The following is a 15,336-nucleotide window of genomic DNA, read 5'->3' on the forward strand; positions in this document are numbered from 1 at the left end:
TTAATCAATAATTGCTAAAATATCGTTTTCTTTTAATACTAAATACTCTTCATCTTCATATTTTAAGGTTGTACCTGCGTATTTATCGTAGTAAACGTTATCTCCAACTTTAACAGTCATTGGTAATCGCTGACCCTCACGAGTTCGAGCACCTTGCCCAACGGCGACAACTTCACCAACTTGTGGTTTATCTTGAGCACTACTTGCTAAGACAATTCCACCAACGGTTTCTTCTTTATCTTCTTTAACTTTTAAAATCACGCGATCAGCAATAGGTTTTAACATTTAATTTCCCTCCTACAATATTAGCACTGTCATAACCTGAGTGCTAAGTTCTAAATAAATAATATCACCTTTATGTAAAAGTGCAAGCTTTTAGCAGAAAAAAAAGTGAATGCTAAAAATTCTTTAAATTCCCTTATAAAATGATGAATTATGATATGCTAAACAGTGAAGAAAAATGAGGTGAAATAATGATTATCTTACAAGGACAACAATTAGCACGTCACTTTGGTAGTGATGTCTTATTTGAAAACTTAGATATTGAAATTCAAAACAAAAGTCGTATTGGACTAGTTGGCCCAAACGGTGCGGGTAAAAGTACCCTACTTAAAATGATTACAGGACAAGAAGAGCCTTCACTTGGTCATATTTCAATGCCCAAAAATATCGAAATTGGTTACATTGCCCAAGAACATAATTTCGATACTAACGAAACCATCTGGGATGAAATGTTGCAAGTTTTTACACCTTTAATCGAATTGGGTAACAAAATGACAGCGATTCAAGAACAACTAGCTCAACAAGAAAAGCCCGATGAAGAACTGCTTAAACGCTATGACCAAATGCAGTATGACTATCAAATCAATGGTGGGTTCACTTACGAAACCGATATCAAAACCGTTTTAAATGGGTTTAAATTTGATGAATCAACGTATCACCAAAAAATTAGCACTTTATCTGGTGGCGAAAAAACACGATTAGGTTTTGTTAAGCTATTACTTAAAAAACCAGATCTATTAGTTCTTGATGAGCCAACTAACCACTTAGATGTTGACACACTAACTTGGCTTGAAACGTTTTTAAAGAATTATTCTGGCGCTATTTTAGCTGTTTCTCATGACCAGTACTTTTTAGATGCGATTACAACTGAAATTTACGAATTAAGTTTCAAAAAATTAACTCACTTTACAGGAAACTACTCAAAATATGTAGAACAACGTGAGTTAATGGATCGTCAAAATCAAGAAGCTTACGAAAAACAACAAGCCGAAATCAAAAAACAAGAAGACTTTATCCAAAAAAACATTGTACGTGCTTCAACAACAAAACGTGCCCAAAGTCGTCGTAAACAACTTGATAAAATGGAACGCATTCAGCCGCCTAAACATCAAAGCCAAATGAATATGAAGTTTAATGTTGAAAAGCAAAGTGGTAAAGAAGCATTGCTTATTAATCATATGAGCGTTGGTTATGAAAAGAATGACCCTATGATTCAAGATGTCAACCTACAAGTTAACAAACATAATCGAGTTGCCATTTTGGGCGCTAATGGAATTGGTAAAAGTACATTACTTAAAACACTCGTTAAACAATTAGAACCACTTGCAGGTAGTTACAAATTTGGTGCTAATGTTTCTGTCGGATTTTACGATCAAGAAATTTCTCAGTTTAATTCCAAAGAAACAGTTATTGATACCGTTTGGAATCGTCATCGTTTAACACCTGAAAAAGAGATTCGTAGTGTTTTGGCTAGTTTCCTATTTGGTGCAGACGATATTGAAAAAAGCGTCGGTCAACTTTCTGGTGGACAGCGTGCTCGTCTTGCCTTAACCGTATTATCGATGGAAAATCATAACTTTTTAATCATGGACGAACCGACTAACCACTTGGACATTGATGCTAAAGAAGTCCTTGAAAAAGCACTACGAGAGTTTGATGGGACATTAGTTTTCGTTTCCCATGACCGTTACTTTATTAATGAACTAGCCACCACAACGATTGAAGTTAAAAATAACCAAGCTTATGTTTTTGATGGTAATTACGACTATTACTTAGAGAAAAAAGAACAGATTATCAAACCAACCGATGAACAAATTCAACAAGCACAAGCAAAATCAAGCAATACTGGTGGTAAAGAAGATTATGCGATGCAAAAGAAACGCCAAGCAGAAATTCGCAAAATTGAACGTGGTATTGCTCAAGCTGAAGAAAATATTGAAAAGTATGAAAGTCAGATTGAAGCCATCCAAGAACAAATGACTCAACCTAAATATGCAACTGATTACAGTAAAATGGCTGAGTTCCAATCAGAAATTAACCTAATTAATGAAAAATTGTCAACTGAAAATGATAATTGGGAATATTGGTTAACACAACAAGAAGAAAACGAAGAAAAAGATATTACAGTGATACTTCAAAAAAATTTTCACTAGAATTAGGTGTGAATCATCTAAGTATAATATTAGTATTTTTTAGTGTAGCTAAAACATAAAGACATAATAAAGTGAAGCACCTTACATTTATTGGACTAATCCAAATAATTATGAGGTGCTTTTTTATGATAAAGTATTCAGATAAATTAAAATTAGAATTTGTGAATTAACACTTAAATCATTGTTATTCTACTAAAAGATCACTAATCACTATAAAATATCATTACAACTTGGCTGACTAAATTTTGAAAGTATATAAGTACAAGGATAATATAAACTAAACATACTAGACGTCTATTACTCAAAGCGTTATCGAAACTGTTTAATCTCAAAAAATCAATGTAGTATTATACATTGAAACATTTACAGATGGCTGAAGTAAAAATATCAATTAAGTACTATTTAACATCGACAGATTATTGAAAAATTAGATTTTATTCTTGCCTAAAAGCGGTTTACAAGCTAACGTTACAACCAACTATTTGTTAAGCACATTAAAAAGTATCGTTCATACAAAGGCGCAATCGGTAAAATTAGTCATAACTACCACAATCATAAGAAGTTTAATTGTATAATTCCCAGAACAATCGCCTATACTAATATTACGGAAGTTAAACTTCAAATTACAAAAAATTTACATTTCCACAGTCATTGATTAGGCTTTCAAAAAAGGCGTTCGCATTAAAGCAAGTTATTTCTCTAATATGCGTTTAATTAAACAACCGTTAGATAAATTTTAGTTCAAAATTAAAACGCTGAGCAGCTATTATTTGTTCAAACCAGGAATCCTTCATTATCAATATTATTACTATTATCAAAGAGTTAAAAGTATAGGTTTAACGCAAAGTATGTTTAAAAAAGTAATTAATTAGATAATGCTCAAACTGAAGGCTTCTTTAATCTACTTAAAAGAGGATAGTTGAACCATTTTTAGATTAAATTTAGCTTATTTTAATTAGATAATTATACAACTTATTTTGATTACAATAAATTATCACTCGAAACAAAAGGATGCCCCTATTGAATATCGATAACATCTTTGAGCTTTTTTATTTGATTTTTAAAAGTCTAACTTTTATATTGCGCTTTAAAAATCAGAATGTTCAAGTCTATCTCATTTTAAGCAGATTATATTTATTATTATTTTTTCATTTTCTGATTTTCATTTATTTCTTTAGCTAGACTTTTTTGTATACTTTTATAGTCAATCTTTTGTAAATTTGCTTTTCTCTTCTCTCTTTGTACATCATCTAATATTTGCCCAAATATTTTTTTATTATCTAAAATAGAATTTATTTTTAATTTTCTTATTGCATATTGCATTTCAGGAAGAATAACAAACATTTCCATCGGATTGAAGTTTGCTAATTCAATAAATGCTTTATCTCTTGTAGCAAAATAATGATAAACAACTTCTTCTGACTGGTTATCCTTAAACATTTGCAGTTCAAGTAATCTAATATGAAAAATATCCCACGTTGTATTATTAATTTTTTTAATAACATCCTTGGAAAACCCTTCTATTTTCTTAAATGTCTGATATTTTGATAAATCTCTCTCAAAATATTTATCTAACAAAGTAAGTTCGTATTCCAAAAATATATTAAGTGTAGATAATGAATATTTAACCAATTCTTCTGTTTTATTTTTTATTTTTTTGTCTTGTTTTATAAGAAAAGCTTTCAATACCAAACAATTCAGAATAATATATTCATTCCAATAATGAGGCTTTAATATTTCATTAAAAATCCTTTCAGCATCTTTTTTATCACTTTCAGACAAATGCACTCTGCTTATTTCCTCTATAATAGTATCCTTTTTTATAAATCTCAAAAAATTATTTATTATCTCTTTCCAGACATCTTCTCCTGAATTTTCAATAGGGCTCATCGAACGTTCCATAATTGCCGTAGACATATTAAACTCAAAATTTTCATTTTTTAAATATTTTAATAATTCATAAACTTCCTCACCATCTTTTGAATTTTTACCATTTACGTAGTGATTGAATGCAGTTAAAACATTCAAGTCTAAATTCACTACTTTTCTAATATTTAATTTTCTTTCTATATTATTACTCTTATTATCTAATACGTATGCATTTTCATAATTAGATAATGTCTCTAAATAATATCCACTTAATTCTTTCCTGCTCTCTAAAAAACCTTTTTTCATATTACTAAAATCAAAAATTCGCACATGAGCTTGTTCATTAAATAGTTCATTAAATTCTTGAATTCTTTTTAATGGACATGGAGCATCAAAAACCCTCTCCACTTTTCGTTCTAAGCTATACATAATATTCTCCTTATTTATATTTTTAGTCTGATTAAAAAGCTTACCAATACTAGTCATGAATCATTTTATATCTCCCTCCCCCTAAATAATTTAACCCTTTTGTTTTTGAAGCGACTCTCCAATTCAACAATTAAAACTTATCATAGTTTTACTAATAAATGTATAAATCTCGAAAAATTTCAAAAGTCTTTTATTCCTTATTTTGAAAAAGTTAACTAAAAATATAAAAAATAATCGTCTTGATGTGACCCCCCCTTAAGTTTGACCAAAACTCAAACTTAAAGGGGGCTTTTTCATGGTAAAGATTAATCAATAATTTAAATTAAAAGTTGTCATAGATTATCTAAACTAACCTATGTCATCAATATGACATTGCTAAATCAAGCACTATTTTAAAATATGTTAATCGCTACCAAAATCATGGTATGTTTGGCTTAAGATTCAAAAACAAAATACCAAAACCTATTCTTTTGCATTCAAACGACAGGTATTAGACTTTAAAAAAAACATCAATTATCTTATCTCAAAACAACGATTTATTTTAACATTCCGACTTTGAGTACGATTTATAATTCGCAAAAACAATGGGATTTATATTGTGAACCAAGCTTACAATCAAGTCCTGATTACCTTAAAAGTAAAATGAACCCACAAAATCTGCATTACTTTATAAAATATCACCTTGAAACCTTGAAAGAATAAAACATCAACCAACTTCGACTATTAAAGATGCAACAGAATTAATTCAACAGTTACCTAAGTATTCAACTCGAGCTATTTGCATACGATTAGTCTAGCTAAAAGTGTGTATTATATCACTTAAATCAAGACAAATAAAAAGATGAGCAACTGCTTACTTAATCAGATTCAATTAAGAACAGGCTCATCCTGACAATGTTTATCGGCGTCTATCTTCTGCACTTGAAATGAAGGAAACTCACGTAGTTCAATTGCTTACAAACGAAGACTTATGATAAAAAACGTCGCTATAATTCTTCTTATCTGGTCAAATTGGTAAAACCACTAATAATCATCTTGAGCATGAATTTGAAGCACAAAATCCTTATCGAAAACTCGTAACAGATGGCATTCAATTTAGATATGGCAAATCCGATATCAATCATCACGTTTATCTATTTGCCAATACTAAATTTATATTATCGAGAAGTGCTAGGTTATAAAATTAGTTTATATCCGACTTTGAAGTTCACTTTAAAACTGGTTTGAATACTCATTAATTGCTTACCTAAAACAGATACTCCATCTATTTTAGATATCTACATAGTGACCAAGGATTTCAATATCAAACTCCAATTTGGCAAAAGACATTAAAGGATAATACGATCAGAAAAATTATATCACGCAACGACAATTGCTTAGACAATACAGCTATGGAAACTTTTTTCATATTATGAAAGCTGAAGTCATAGCGATACGTTATCACACAAAGCCCTAATTAGTTGACGCAATGAAAAAATAGATTCATTATTATAGCAATGACCGAATCAAATTAAAATTGGGTAGCAAATATCTGGTTCAATACGAAACCCCACCACCTGATTTAATCAATTCAGTATGTTCAAATTTTTAGGGGCACGTCATCATCCGCAAAAAGATAGTTTTTTATTCTCCTTCATAAGGAAATTCAAGACCTGGTTCAGCATTTAAACTCATGTCACTGAAATCTTGATCTAAAAATTGTTGGTAAGCTGCAGCTCCTATCATCGCCGCATTATCACCACATAAACGAAGCGGCGGAATAATAACTTTCAAGTCTGGGAATTGCTGATTGATTGCTTCAGTTAAAGCTTGTCTCAATCCTTGATTAGCTGCTACACCTCCAGCTAAAATGAATGTTTTAGGTTGGTATTCGGCAATCGCTTTGACTGTTTTATGAACCAATACCTCCACAACCGCACTTTGAAAACTTGTCGCTAAGTCATTTTTATCTAATGTCTCACCCACTTGATCTGCATGATGAACGGTATTGATAAAGGCACTTTTTAGTCCACTAAAACTAAAATCATAATTATCCTCTTTCATCATAGCACGTGGAAAGTCAAAGGTTTCAGACCCTTGATGAGCCATTTCATCAATTGTTTTACCTGCAGGGTAGTTGATCCCCATAACACGACCGACTTTATCATAGGATTCACCAGCAGCATCATCACGGGTATCACCGATAATTTCATAATCACTAGGTGTTTTCATAGAGACTAACTCCGTATGGCCACCTGAAACCACCAAAGCTAAAGCTGGATACTCGACTTTATCCACTAAATTAGCTGCCTTGATATGACCCGCAATATGATTAGTTCCAATTAAGGGAAGATTATATGCCATTGCTACAGCTTTAGCAGCTGAAATACCGATTAATAAAGCACCAACAAGACCTGGACCCTTAGTAACCGCTACAGCATCCAAATCTTGATAAGTCACACCTGCTTTTTCAAGGGCTTCTGTGATTAACATTGTAATAATCTCAACATGATGACGACTCGCAACTTCTGGTACGACACCACCAAAACGTTGGTGACTTTTAACTTGAGTTGCAATCATATTAGATAAAATTTCAGTTCCATTTTTAACAACTGAAACACTCGTTTCATCACAACTTGTTTCAAATGCTAAAATTAAATTTTGCTCTGTTTCACTCATAACGTTTGTTCAATTCCTTTATAAGGGTTTCACCATTGTGACCCCATCAATTTTTTCAAAATAATAATAGTTTTTTCTGATTCTGACTTTTTCAAAACCCATTTTTTGATAAATATACTGTGCCTTCTGATTATCAACACGAACTTCCAGGCTAACTTTATCAAGTCTTAATTGCTTAGCATAATCGCAAACCAAATGAATTAAGTACTGACCTAAATGTTGATTTTGATAATCAGGAATAATTCCCACATTCGTAATATGAGCCTCACGAAAAGCTGGTGTAAATTTAATCCCAATATAACCAATCAACTCTCTTTGATCAAAAAGAGCTAAGTACAACCGACGATGAGTATTAAGTAACTCTTGCTTAAATGCGTATTTATCCCAGGGCGAATTTTGATAAATTTTACTTTGAGCTATCATCAATGCATCAAGGTGCGTTAAATCTGCCTTAGCTAACTTAAAAGTCATCTTTTGAGTTGTTAAGTATAACGGTTGTTTATGAATGGGTAGATTAAAAAATAATTGATTAAAACCTAAGATTGCTTTAAACCTCTTCAACATACTGATTACCATCATGGTCGCCATTGGTTTTTGCCCAATCAGTCTCTGCTTGTGTTTTTCTTAAATATTCAGGCACAAATAGATCAATATTTTCAGGTGTTAACTGGTCAAGCATTGATATTGCCAGCTCAGCATGTACTAAATTATCTTTGGCAACTTCAATTTTAACTTCAGTTTTGCTAAATAAATCAGAAAACTCAGACTGCTGTTCTTTCAATGATTCACCGACAAAAATTAACTTATTTTTACCTAATTTTACCGCTTTACTTCTTAATTGATTAACTAATCCTTCAAAGTCAATATGTTGTTCTTTTAATTGTTCAGAATAGTGACCTTCTTCATCAACTGAATAAGCAGATGCAAAAAAGTTATGATTACGTGCATCAATCACTGGCACGATTAAAGCCTCTGAATCCAAAACATTACGAGCCAAAAGTGCTAATGTTGAAACACCGTATAACTTTTTATTCAATACCTTAGCCATTGTTTTAGCGGCTGTCACACCAATTCGAACACCCGTATATGATCCAGGACCTTGAGCCACAACGACTGCTTGTATATCGTTTAATTTTAAATTTTCTTGTTCAAGAATATGCGTAATTGTTGGCATTAAATGAATGCTGTGATTACGGCTATCCGTTCTGTTTTTTTCAACTGTTCGGTTTGCAGTCTGTAAAGCTACAGACAACTGACTAGTAGCGGTACTCATTGCTAATACGTTCACTGTTTTCGCTTCTCTTTCTTTACTTAGAATATCTATTTAATATTGATTCTATTTTAACACGGTCTAAAGCAACCATTGTCAAATACAAAATTATCATTTGAACCCATGGCACTGTCACTTGTTTGGGGAGCCTTTGAATAAGCAAGTGGTTGAAATCAGCACCACTTTTTAGAGTCATCCATAATGTGTTCAGCCCCGTATTGACAATTATTGTAATTAACAAAACGCTTACAACAATTCGCCAAACTTTTTTCCAATCACCTGCAAAGTTCTGGTTGTATAAAAATGTCCCATAAATAATGCCTCCGGCAATAGCAGAGATCGTGAACCCTGGATAAAATCCACCGGGAACACCAATAATGATTGAGTTTAAAACGTCAGCTAAACCAGCGCCAATTCCAGCCCATAAAACTCCGAAGAATCGACCCATTAAAGCAGTCCCTAAAAATCCGAGACCTACTTGTACAACAGCAGGATCTCCAACTTTTATAGTTTGTAATATAATACTAATCGCAATCATTAATGCAAAGACTACTACAAAATTGAGATTGCTTAGACTTTTATTTTTCATTAAGTCACTTCTCCCTTAGATATCCAATGTTTAAGAATTTTTAATGATTTAATTTTATCATATTCGTAATTCACTTACATTATTGATAAAATATAATAAACATGGTAAAAGGGGTCTTACAAATGAAGAAAATATTAGTCCTACACACTGGTGGGACAATTTCAATGTCTGAAAACGAAGCAGGTGAAGTTATTCAAAACGAAGAAAATCCACTATTAAAACTAACACATCATTTTGATTTTGAGATTGACTTAGTTGTTGAAGACATCTTCAACCTACCCTCACCTCATATTGCACCTCAACATATGTTACAACTTAAAAACCGAATTCAAAAAGCGGTTAATGAAGAAAAAATTGATGGTGTTGTCATCACTCACGGTACCGATACATTAGAGGAGACAGCTTATTTCCTTGATTTAACCTTACCTAATAATCTTCCAGTTGTCTTAACTGGTGCAATGCGTTCATCAAATGAAATCGGTAGCGATGGCTTACATAATTTTCAAAGTGCCATTTTAACAGCTGCTAGTGACAATGCTAAGGACAAAGGCGTTTTAATTGTTATGAACGATGAAGTTCATACAGCACGTTATGTCACTAAAACCCACACAACAAACGTGGCCACTTTCAGGACACCTACTTTTGGACCGATAGGCTTAATCAGTAAAAATCACGTGCTATTTTTTCAAGAATTGATTGCCCAAACCACAGCTGACGTTAATGAATTAACTGAAGAAGTTTTCTTGGTAAAAGCCTATGCCGGTATGAGTCCTCTACAATTTGAACTACTTGATCACCCAAAAACTAAAGGTGTTGTTATTGAGGCTTTGGGTGCTGGAAACTTGCCACCACAAACACTCCCTGCTATTCAAAAATTGCTTGATAAAAACATTCCTATTGTCTTGGTATCTCGTTGTTTTAATGGTATTGCTGAAGATGTTTATCATTACATTGGAGGCGGGGTTGAGTTAAAAGAAATGGGCGTCATTTTCTGTCGAGGTCTTAATGGACAAAAAGCCCGTATTAAACTCTTAATTGGTCTCAGTGCAGGGATGCATAATCAAGAACTTGCCGAATTTGTCAATAATGCTACCTCATAAAAAATAACTTGTCGAATTTTCGACAAGTTATTTTTTTACCACTGAATCACACATTCAGCAGCCGTAAGATTTCCATTTGCAAGTTTATGATAACTTCTATTATTTTCTTGATTGAAATGGACATAACTTTTGGGACTATCATGATATAAAATCTCATGTTCATATTTAATATCTAAAGATTTAATGTGATTGCTCTTAATGAAAGACAAAGGCAAGCTTGAAATCATCCAGTCAAAATAATGTGCATTACTTACATGCTCATTTTCATCAATATTAAAGTATTCAACAAAATATGACTTATCAGCAACCAACTGTTCTTTGGGTAATTTAATACGTGGGAATTTTTGTGGACGACGAATTTCTTCAGCACCTGTTTTTAGCATGATTTCTGGATCTGAGGGAACCATTTTACGAGTGTTTAAATCAAGCATAATCCAAACACTATTAATTTCAATTAACTCTTCATGGTCTTCATTATATAACCAATAGCTACGATAGCAAAAATAGCGATTATATGCCATGGCAGCTGTTTTAATATAAATTGTTTGGCCTTTTTCTGGCATTTTTTTAATCGACATGTGGTATTGCGTCACAACCCACCCTAAATGTCTACTAATTAATTCCTCAGATGAAACACCAATTTCTTCTAGATGCTCACCAGATGCGGCAATTACAAGATTTAGTAACGACGATAAGGTCAATTGACTGGTTATATCAACTTCGTAAAACTGGACTTGGTGTTTTTTTTCATAATAAAGTGGCATCAGTAACTCCTTTATTTGCGATGGTATAAATCATACAATTCATTTTTTGAAATTTTATATTGCTTTGCAATTTCTTTGATAGCATCTTTCTTAGAAACACCCGCAGCAACTTTTTGATCAACTTTAACTACCAAATCTTCTGAAGATATTTCTTCTTCAGATGCTTCTTGCATCCCCTCAATCAACAAGACATATTCTCCACGAGGATCATTGTCGGTGTAATGTGCTATTATCTCGCCTATTGTTCCTCTTAAATATTGCTCATGAATTTTCGTTAATTCACGTGCTAAAACAATGCGACGATTCTCGCCTAATACTTCAGCTAAATTAGCTAGTGTTTTCTTCAATCGATGAGGGGCTTCATAAAAAATAGTGGTATGTGTTATTACTTTTATTTCTTCGATTTTTTCAAGCTGTTGTGTTTTCTTTCTGGGTAAAAACCCAACATACGTAAAGGGTTGAACATCCAAACCTGAAGCAACTAAAGCTGTCAAAAATGCTGCTGGACCTGGAATTGAAATAACAGTCAAGTCTTGTTCGATTGCTGCTTTAGCTAATAGTTCTCCTGGATCGCTAATAGCTGGTGTTCCCGCATCACTAACCTGAGCAATTGTTTGCCCTGATTCTAATCGTGCTAAAATGTCAGGTATTTTTTCTTGCGTATTATGCTCGTGAAAGCTAATCATTGGTTTTTTAATATCTAAATTTTTGAGTAGTTGACCTGTGTGACGCGTATCTTCCGCTGCAATATAATCAACTTGATTCAAAATTTCCTTAGCTCTAATAGTTATATCAGACAAATTACCAATGGGTGTAGGGACTAAGTATAACTTCCCTGTTTGAGACTGTTCAAAACTATTTTGATTATTCATAACTTATCCTTGCTTTTGTTGTCTTTGATGGAACAATAGATCTAAACAAAACATACAATCTTCTTGTTCTTGACGATGAGAACCATAATACATATTACAAACGTGATAACCAGAATTATAAATTTCTTCTAAGTTTTTCAAAGCATTCATTTTTGGTGCTGCTTTAATAGGTTCTTCATGATTTTCAATTTGATTAATTTTGTCACGTAGCAACTGATTTTCGACTTTCAATTCTGTATTTTCTTTTAAGGTATCTAAAATAGATTCATTTAATGACTCCATTGAACTTGTCATTAGTTGCATTTTTTTAAGTAATTCATCAAATTGTTGGTATGGTTCTGTCATACTTAGGCCCTCCCCTGATATGGCGCAAAAATTGTTTGGCTAAATAAATAATCCACTAAACTGTCAAAATTAACATTAAACCGCCTGCGATGTGACACTTCAATCAAAGATGAAACAAGAGATAGAGCATGCACTTCTTGTTGTTCTAATTTTTGAGTTGCAATAATCATCAGCGACTTTAAAAACACATCTTGCATTGATGAAGTAGCTATCATTGGCTTAACGACTGTCTGAAAGTGGATGTAAGCGCCTTTATCTTTTGAAATAATTTGTTTGATTAACTCCTTAACTTCGTGAAAAAAACTCTCTAACTGATTAAATTCAGCTAGTTGATCAAATTCAACTCCAACATTTTGCAAGGCAAGCAACAGCTCCTTATCACTAGCTTGAACCAACGATAAGCGATCAGCCCAGTTAGACTGGGCCAATCGTTGGTCAAATTGAACCATCTGCAACCGAGATAAGATTGTTGGCAATAATTGTTTGCTGTTAGGTGCAATCATCACCATCACAACTTCTGACATCGGTTCTTCTAAAATATTCAACAACGCATTTTCAGCCGATTGTGTTAACTTTTGAGCACGATCAATGATGAATAATCGTTGCTTACCTTCAATTGGTGTTTTGGATAGCTCTGATTTGAGTTCACGAATCTCATCAACTCCAATCGTTTGTTTATCATTTTGAATCACAAAAATATCTGGATGATTATGATTTAAAACGCGTTGACATTGTGAACACTTTTGACAAGGCTTTTCTTTTTCTTCACAAAACATATAAGCTCCTAAAAAAAGCGCTGTCTTTAAAGCCTGATTGTGCTGAATTGCTTCAAATAAATACGCATGGCTCAATGTTTTTTGGTTAGCAGCTTGTACGAGTTTATTGGCAACTTCATGATTATAGTTATCTAGTATTAATTGTGACATACTTTCAATCCTTATTAATATTGATGGAATTGTTCAATTGGCGTCACCATCACTGTAGCACCACCAACTTCGACTTCAATAGGTTGAATCATTGATTCCTCACCCATAACTTCTAAACTAACAGAAGGTGAAATCATTTGTTTTCGACGCTTAGCCGTACTTTTGATTAAACTTAGGACGTAGTCAACTTGACTATCTTTTACGGCCATCATAAAGGTTATATTTTGAGCTTTTAAAAAGCCACCTTTTGAGGCCAGTTTGGTTGTTGGAACTTGATTTTTAGCTAACAAATTCTCCAACTCATATGCATCTTTATCTTGTATAATCGCTGTCACTAGCTTCATTTTAATCTCCTCCTTGAACAAATTTTAAAAAAGTTCAGGAAATTTGTCTTTCATTGCCTTAATTGTATCATCAACAACTCTTTGCTTGGATTGGTTAGCATTAATTTTTACAATTCGTTTTGGATAACGACGATAAAGCTCTTGATAAGTTTCATAGACACGCTCATGAAATGACTCTTTTTGCTGTTCAAGTCGATCTTTTTCACGATTTTGATCAATGCGACTCAATCCAATTTCTGGATTAACATCAAAATATAAGGTTAAATCGGGCATCAAGTTTTCAGTTGCAAATTGATTCATTTCAGCTACATTTTCAATACCTAACTCACGTCCACCACCTTGATAAGCTAATGAACTGTCCAAATAGCGGTCACTAATTACAGTTTTATCTGCTTTTAGACTTGGCAAAACTGTTTCAACCAAATGCTGTCTTCTTGAAGCAGCATAAAGTAAAGCTTCTGTACGGTCATCCATCTCTGGATAATCTGGATTTAAAATGATTTCACGAATTGCTTCAGCTATTGTGGAACCTCCCGGTTCCCTAGTTAAAACCAAGTTATCTTGTGTTTGTTGATTAAAAATCTTTATTAATTGTTTCAATGCTGTACTTTTGCCAGAACCATCTGGGCCTTCTAAAGTAATAAATCGTCCAGTCATTTATGAACACTCCCTTAATACAAAATTCTACTTGAAAATTGAAGTTTTAGCAAAGGGACTTTGTTAACGTTTCCTCAATTCGAATCGTCCAGATACTAATGCGACAACATTATCTCAACCCAAAATAAAAAACCACTCTTTTTGAGTAGTTTTTAAACTTCTTGTCTTCCGGTCATTGCACGTTTCAATGTTAAGTCATCTGCGTATTCAATATCTGAACCAACGGCAAGTCCACTGGCCAAGCGTGAAACTTTAATCCCCGAAGGCTTGATAAGCTTACTCAAATACATTGCGGTCGCTTCTCCTTCAGAAGAAGAATTCAATGCTAAAATCACTTCTTTAACAGAATGATCTTGCAAGCGCTTAATCAATGATTTGATATTTAAATCATCAACAGATACACCATCCATTGGGGAAAGAACCCCATTTAAGACGTGATACAAACCGAAATATTCGCCCATGTTTTCAAATGATAAGATGTCTTTTGGCTGCTCAACAACCAAAATTGAACTACGATCCACACGTTCATCACGACAAATTTCGCAAGGGTCTTCTTGTGTAATATTACCGCAAATTGAACAATAGTGAAGTTCTGTTTTAACCTCAACTAAACTTTTCGAAAAGTCTTGAATATCTTCAATTTCCATATTCAATGTAAAAAAAGCTAACCGGGTAGCTGTCTTTTGACCGATACCTGGTAGCTTCATATAACTTTCGATTAATTTAGCGATTGGCAAAGGATATTGCATATCATCGCCTAACTTTCTTACATTAATCCTTTAGTATATTTACCTAATTTTTGTTCTGTTTCATTATTAATTTGTGTAATCGCTTGGTTAACAGCATCAACAATTAGATCTTGTGCCATATCTGGATCTTCTGGGTCCATCACTTCTGGGTTGATTTGTAAATCAACCATTGTCTTGTCACCCTTAAAAGTTGCAACTACATAATCATTTGCTGATTTACCCACAAAATCTTGTTCGTTTAAAGCATCTTGTGTTTTCTTAACCTCTTTTTGCATTTTTTGCATTTGTTTCATCATGCCGGCCATATTTTTGCCACCCATCATAAGCAA

General features: G+C 33.0%; 16 protein-coding genes. 2 read left to right on the top strand and 14 right to left on the bottom strand.

Features of this window, described 5'->3' with window-relative positions:
- Positions 1-285 carry a co-chaperone GroES gene (gene groES / locus FC86_RS02715; RefSeq protein WP_056974473.1) on the bottom strand — a complete coding sequence of 95 codons (285 nt, stop codon included), beginning with the start codon at positions 283-285 and terminating at the stop codon, positions 1-3.
- A 188-nt stretch (positions 286-473) separates the two neighbouring features.
- On the opposite strand from groES, the gene FC86_RS02720 reads away from it, so the two are divergent.
- Positions 474-2,435: an ABC transporter ATP-binding protein gene (locus tag FC86_RS02720; protein WP_056974474.1), complete on the top strand. Its 1,962-nt coding sequence runs from the start codon at positions 474-476 to the stop codon at positions 2,433-2,435.
- Positions 2,436-3,575: 1,140 nt separating this feature from the next.
- Here FC86_RS02720 and FC86_RS02725 read toward each other — a convergent pair.
- The 5 genes from FC86_RS02725 to FC86_RS02745 all read right to left on the bottom strand — a co-directional run bounded on the left by FC86_RS02725 (position 3,576) and on the right by FC86_RS02745 (position 9,250).
- A complete protein-coding gene (locus FC86_RS02725) occupies positions 3,576-4,790 on the bottom strand; it encodes a hypothetical protein (protein WP_056974475.1) in 1,215 nt (404 codons plus the stop codon).
- A gap of 1,566 nt (positions 4,791-6,356) precedes the next feature.
- Entirely contained in the window at positions 6,357-7,391 is a 1,035-nt protein-coding gene (gene tsaD, locus FC86_RS02730) for a tRNA (adenosine(37)-N6)-threonylcarbamoyltransferase complex transferase subunit TsaD (RefSeq protein ID WP_056974476.1), read from the bottom strand.
- Between the two features lie 18 nt (positions 7,392-7,409).
- Positions 7,410-7,955 carry a ribosomal protein S18-alanine N-acetyltransferase gene (rimI, locus tag FC86_RS02735; RefSeq protein WP_162257570.1) on the bottom strand — a complete coding sequence of 182 codons (546 nt, stop codon included), beginning with the start codon at positions 7,953-7,955 and terminating at the stop codon, positions 7,410-7,412.
- Positions 7,939-8,679 (bottom strand): tRNA (adenosine(37)-N6)-threonylcarbamoyltransferase complex dimerization subunit type 1 TsaB, encoded by a 741-nt coding sequence (gene tsaB, locus FC86_RS02740; RefSeq protein WP_056974477.1) that lies wholly within the window; start codon positions 8,677-8,679, stop codon positions 7,939-7,941. The genes rimI and tsaB overlap by 17 nt, the downstream gene beginning before the upstream one ends.
- Before the next feature lie 19 nt (positions 8,680-8,698).
- A complete protein-coding gene (locus tag FC86_RS02745; protein WP_056974478.1) occupies positions 8,699-9,250 on the bottom strand; it encodes a folate family ECF transporter S component in 552 nt (183 codons plus the stop codon).
- A 122-nt stretch (positions 9,251-9,372) separates the two neighbouring features.
- On the opposite strand from FC86_RS02745, the gene FC86_RS02750 reads away from it, so the two are divergent.
- Positions 9,373-10,350: an asparaginase gene (locus FC86_RS02750; protein ID WP_056974479.1), complete on the top strand. Its 978-nt coding sequence runs from the start codon at positions 9,373-9,375 to the stop codon at positions 10,348-10,350.
- Between the two features lie 35 nt (positions 10,351-10,385).
- Here the strand turns inward: FC86_RS02750 and FC86_RS02755 are convergent, their stop codons facing one another.
- From FC86_RS02755 to FC86_RS02790, 8 genes are all read right to left on the bottom strand, one after another.
- Complete coding sequence (locus tag FC86_RS02755; protein ID WP_056974480.1) at positions 10,386-11,114, bottom strand: acyl-[acyl-carrier-protein] thioesterase; 729 nt, start codon at positions 11,112-11,114, stop codon at positions 10,386-10,388.
- Positions 11,115-11,125: 11 nt separating this feature from the next.
- A complete protein-coding gene (rsmI, locus tag FC86_RS02760) occupies positions 11,126-11,986 on the bottom strand; it encodes a 16S rRNA (cytidine(1402)-2'-O)-methyltransferase (protein WP_056974481.1) in 861 nt (286 codons plus the stop codon).
- A 3-nt stretch (positions 11,987-11,989) separates the two neighbouring features.
- Positions 11,990-12,331, bottom strand: a complete 342-nt coding sequence (locus FC86_RS02765; RefSeq protein ID WP_056974482.1) for an initiation control protein YabA — start codon at positions 12,329-12,331, stop codon at positions 11,990-11,992.
- Positions 12,332-12,333: 2 nt separating this feature from the next.
- Positions 12,334-13,257, bottom strand: a complete 924-nt coding sequence (locus tag FC86_RS02770) for a hypothetical protein (RefSeq protein WP_056974483.1) — start codon at positions 13,255-13,257, stop codon at positions 12,334-12,336.
- A 14-nt stretch (positions 13,258-13,271) separates the two neighbouring features.
- Positions 13,272-13,601: a cyclic-di-AMP receptor gene (locus FC86_RS02775; protein ID WP_056974484.1), complete on the bottom strand. Its 330-nt coding sequence runs from the start codon at positions 13,599-13,601 to the stop codon at positions 13,272-13,274.
- 24 nt (positions 13,602-13,625) lie between these two features.
- Positions 13,626-14,258, bottom strand: coding sequence for a dTMP kinase (tmk, locus tag FC86_RS02780; protein WP_056974485.1), 633 nt, complete (start codon positions 14,256-14,258; stop codon positions 13,626-13,628).
- Positions 14,259-14,410: 152 nt separating this feature from the next.
- On the bottom strand, positions 14,411-15,007 hold the full coding sequence (gene recR / locus FC86_RS02785; protein ID WP_056974486.1) for a recombination mediator RecR: 597 nt from the start codon (positions 15,005-15,007) through the stop codon (positions 14,411-14,413).
- Between the two features lie 17 nt (positions 15,008-15,024).
- Positions 15,025-15,330 (bottom strand): YbaB/EbfC family nucleoid-associated protein, encoded by a 306-nt coding sequence (locus FC86_RS02790; RefSeq protein WP_056974487.1) that lies wholly within the window; start codon positions 15,328-15,330, stop codon positions 15,025-15,027.
- Positions 15,331-15,336 lie beyond the last annotated feature (6 nt).

The organism is Holzapfeliella floricola DSM 23037 = JCM 16512, assembly GCF_001436605.1.
In the GTDB taxonomy this organism is placed as follows: Bacteria; Bacillota; Bacilli; order Lactobacillales; family Lactobacillaceae; genus Holzapfeliella; species Holzapfeliella floricola.

Excerpts from the sequence above, each read along its gene's own strand:
- FC86_RS02745 (WP_056974478.1), bottom strand. The coding sequence starts at position 9,250 with ATGAAAAATAAAAGTCTAAGCAATCTCAATTTTGTAGTAGTCTTTGCA.
- FC86_RS02775 (WP_056974484.1), bottom strand. The coding sequence starts at position 13,601 with ATGAAGCTAGTGACAGCGATTATACAAGATAAAGATGCATATGAGTTG.
- FC86_RS02755 (WP_056974480.1), bottom strand. The coding sequence starts at position 11,114 with ATGCCACTTTATTATGAAAAAAAACACCAAGTCCAGTTTTACGAAGTT.
- rimI (WP_162257570.1), bottom strand. The coding sequence starts at position 7,955 with ATGTTGAAGAGGTTTAAAGCAATCTTAGGTTTTAATCAATTATTTTTT.
- recR (WP_056974486.1), bottom strand. The coding sequence starts at position 15,007 with ATGCAATATCCTTTGCCAATCGCTAAATTAATCGAAAGTTATATGAAG.
- FC86_RS02770 (WP_056974483.1), bottom strand. The coding sequence starts at position 13,257 with ATGTCACAATTAATACTAGATAACTATAATCATGAAGTTGCCAATAAA.
- FC86_RS02725 (WP_056974475.1), bottom strand. The coding sequence starts at position 4,790 with ATGACTAGTATTGGTAAGCTTTTTAATCAGACTAAAAATATAAATAAG.
- tmk (WP_056974485.1), bottom strand. The coding sequence starts at position 14,258 with ATGACTGGACGATTTATTACTTTAGAAGGCCCAGATGGTTCTGGCAAA.
- groES (WP_056974473.1), bottom strand. The coding sequence starts at position 285 with ATGTTAAAACCTATTGCTGATCGCGTGATTTTAAAAGTTAAAGAAGAT.
- rsmI (WP_056974481.1), bottom strand. The coding sequence starts at position 11,986 with ATGAATAATCAAAATAGTTTTGAACAGTCTCAAACAGGGAAGTTATAC.
- tsaD (WP_056974476.1), bottom strand. The coding sequence starts at position 7,391 with ATGAGTGAAACAGAGCAAAATTTAATTTTAGCATTTGAAACAAGTTGT.
- FC86_RS02790 (WP_056974487.1), bottom strand. The coding sequence starts at position 15,330 with ATGATGGGTGGCAAAAATATGGCCGGCATGATGAAACAAATGCAAAAA.
- FC86_RS02750 (WP_056974479.1), top strand. The coding sequence starts at position 9,373 with ATGAAGAAAATATTAGTCCTACACACTGGTGGGACAATTTCAATGTCT.
- FC86_RS02720 (WP_056974474.1), top strand. The coding sequence starts at position 474 with ATGATTATCTTACAAGGACAACAATTAGCACGTCACTTTGGTAGTGAT.
- FC86_RS02765 (WP_056974482.1), bottom strand. The coding sequence starts at position 12,331 with ATGACAGAACCATACCAACAATTTGATGAATTACTTAAAAAAATGCAA.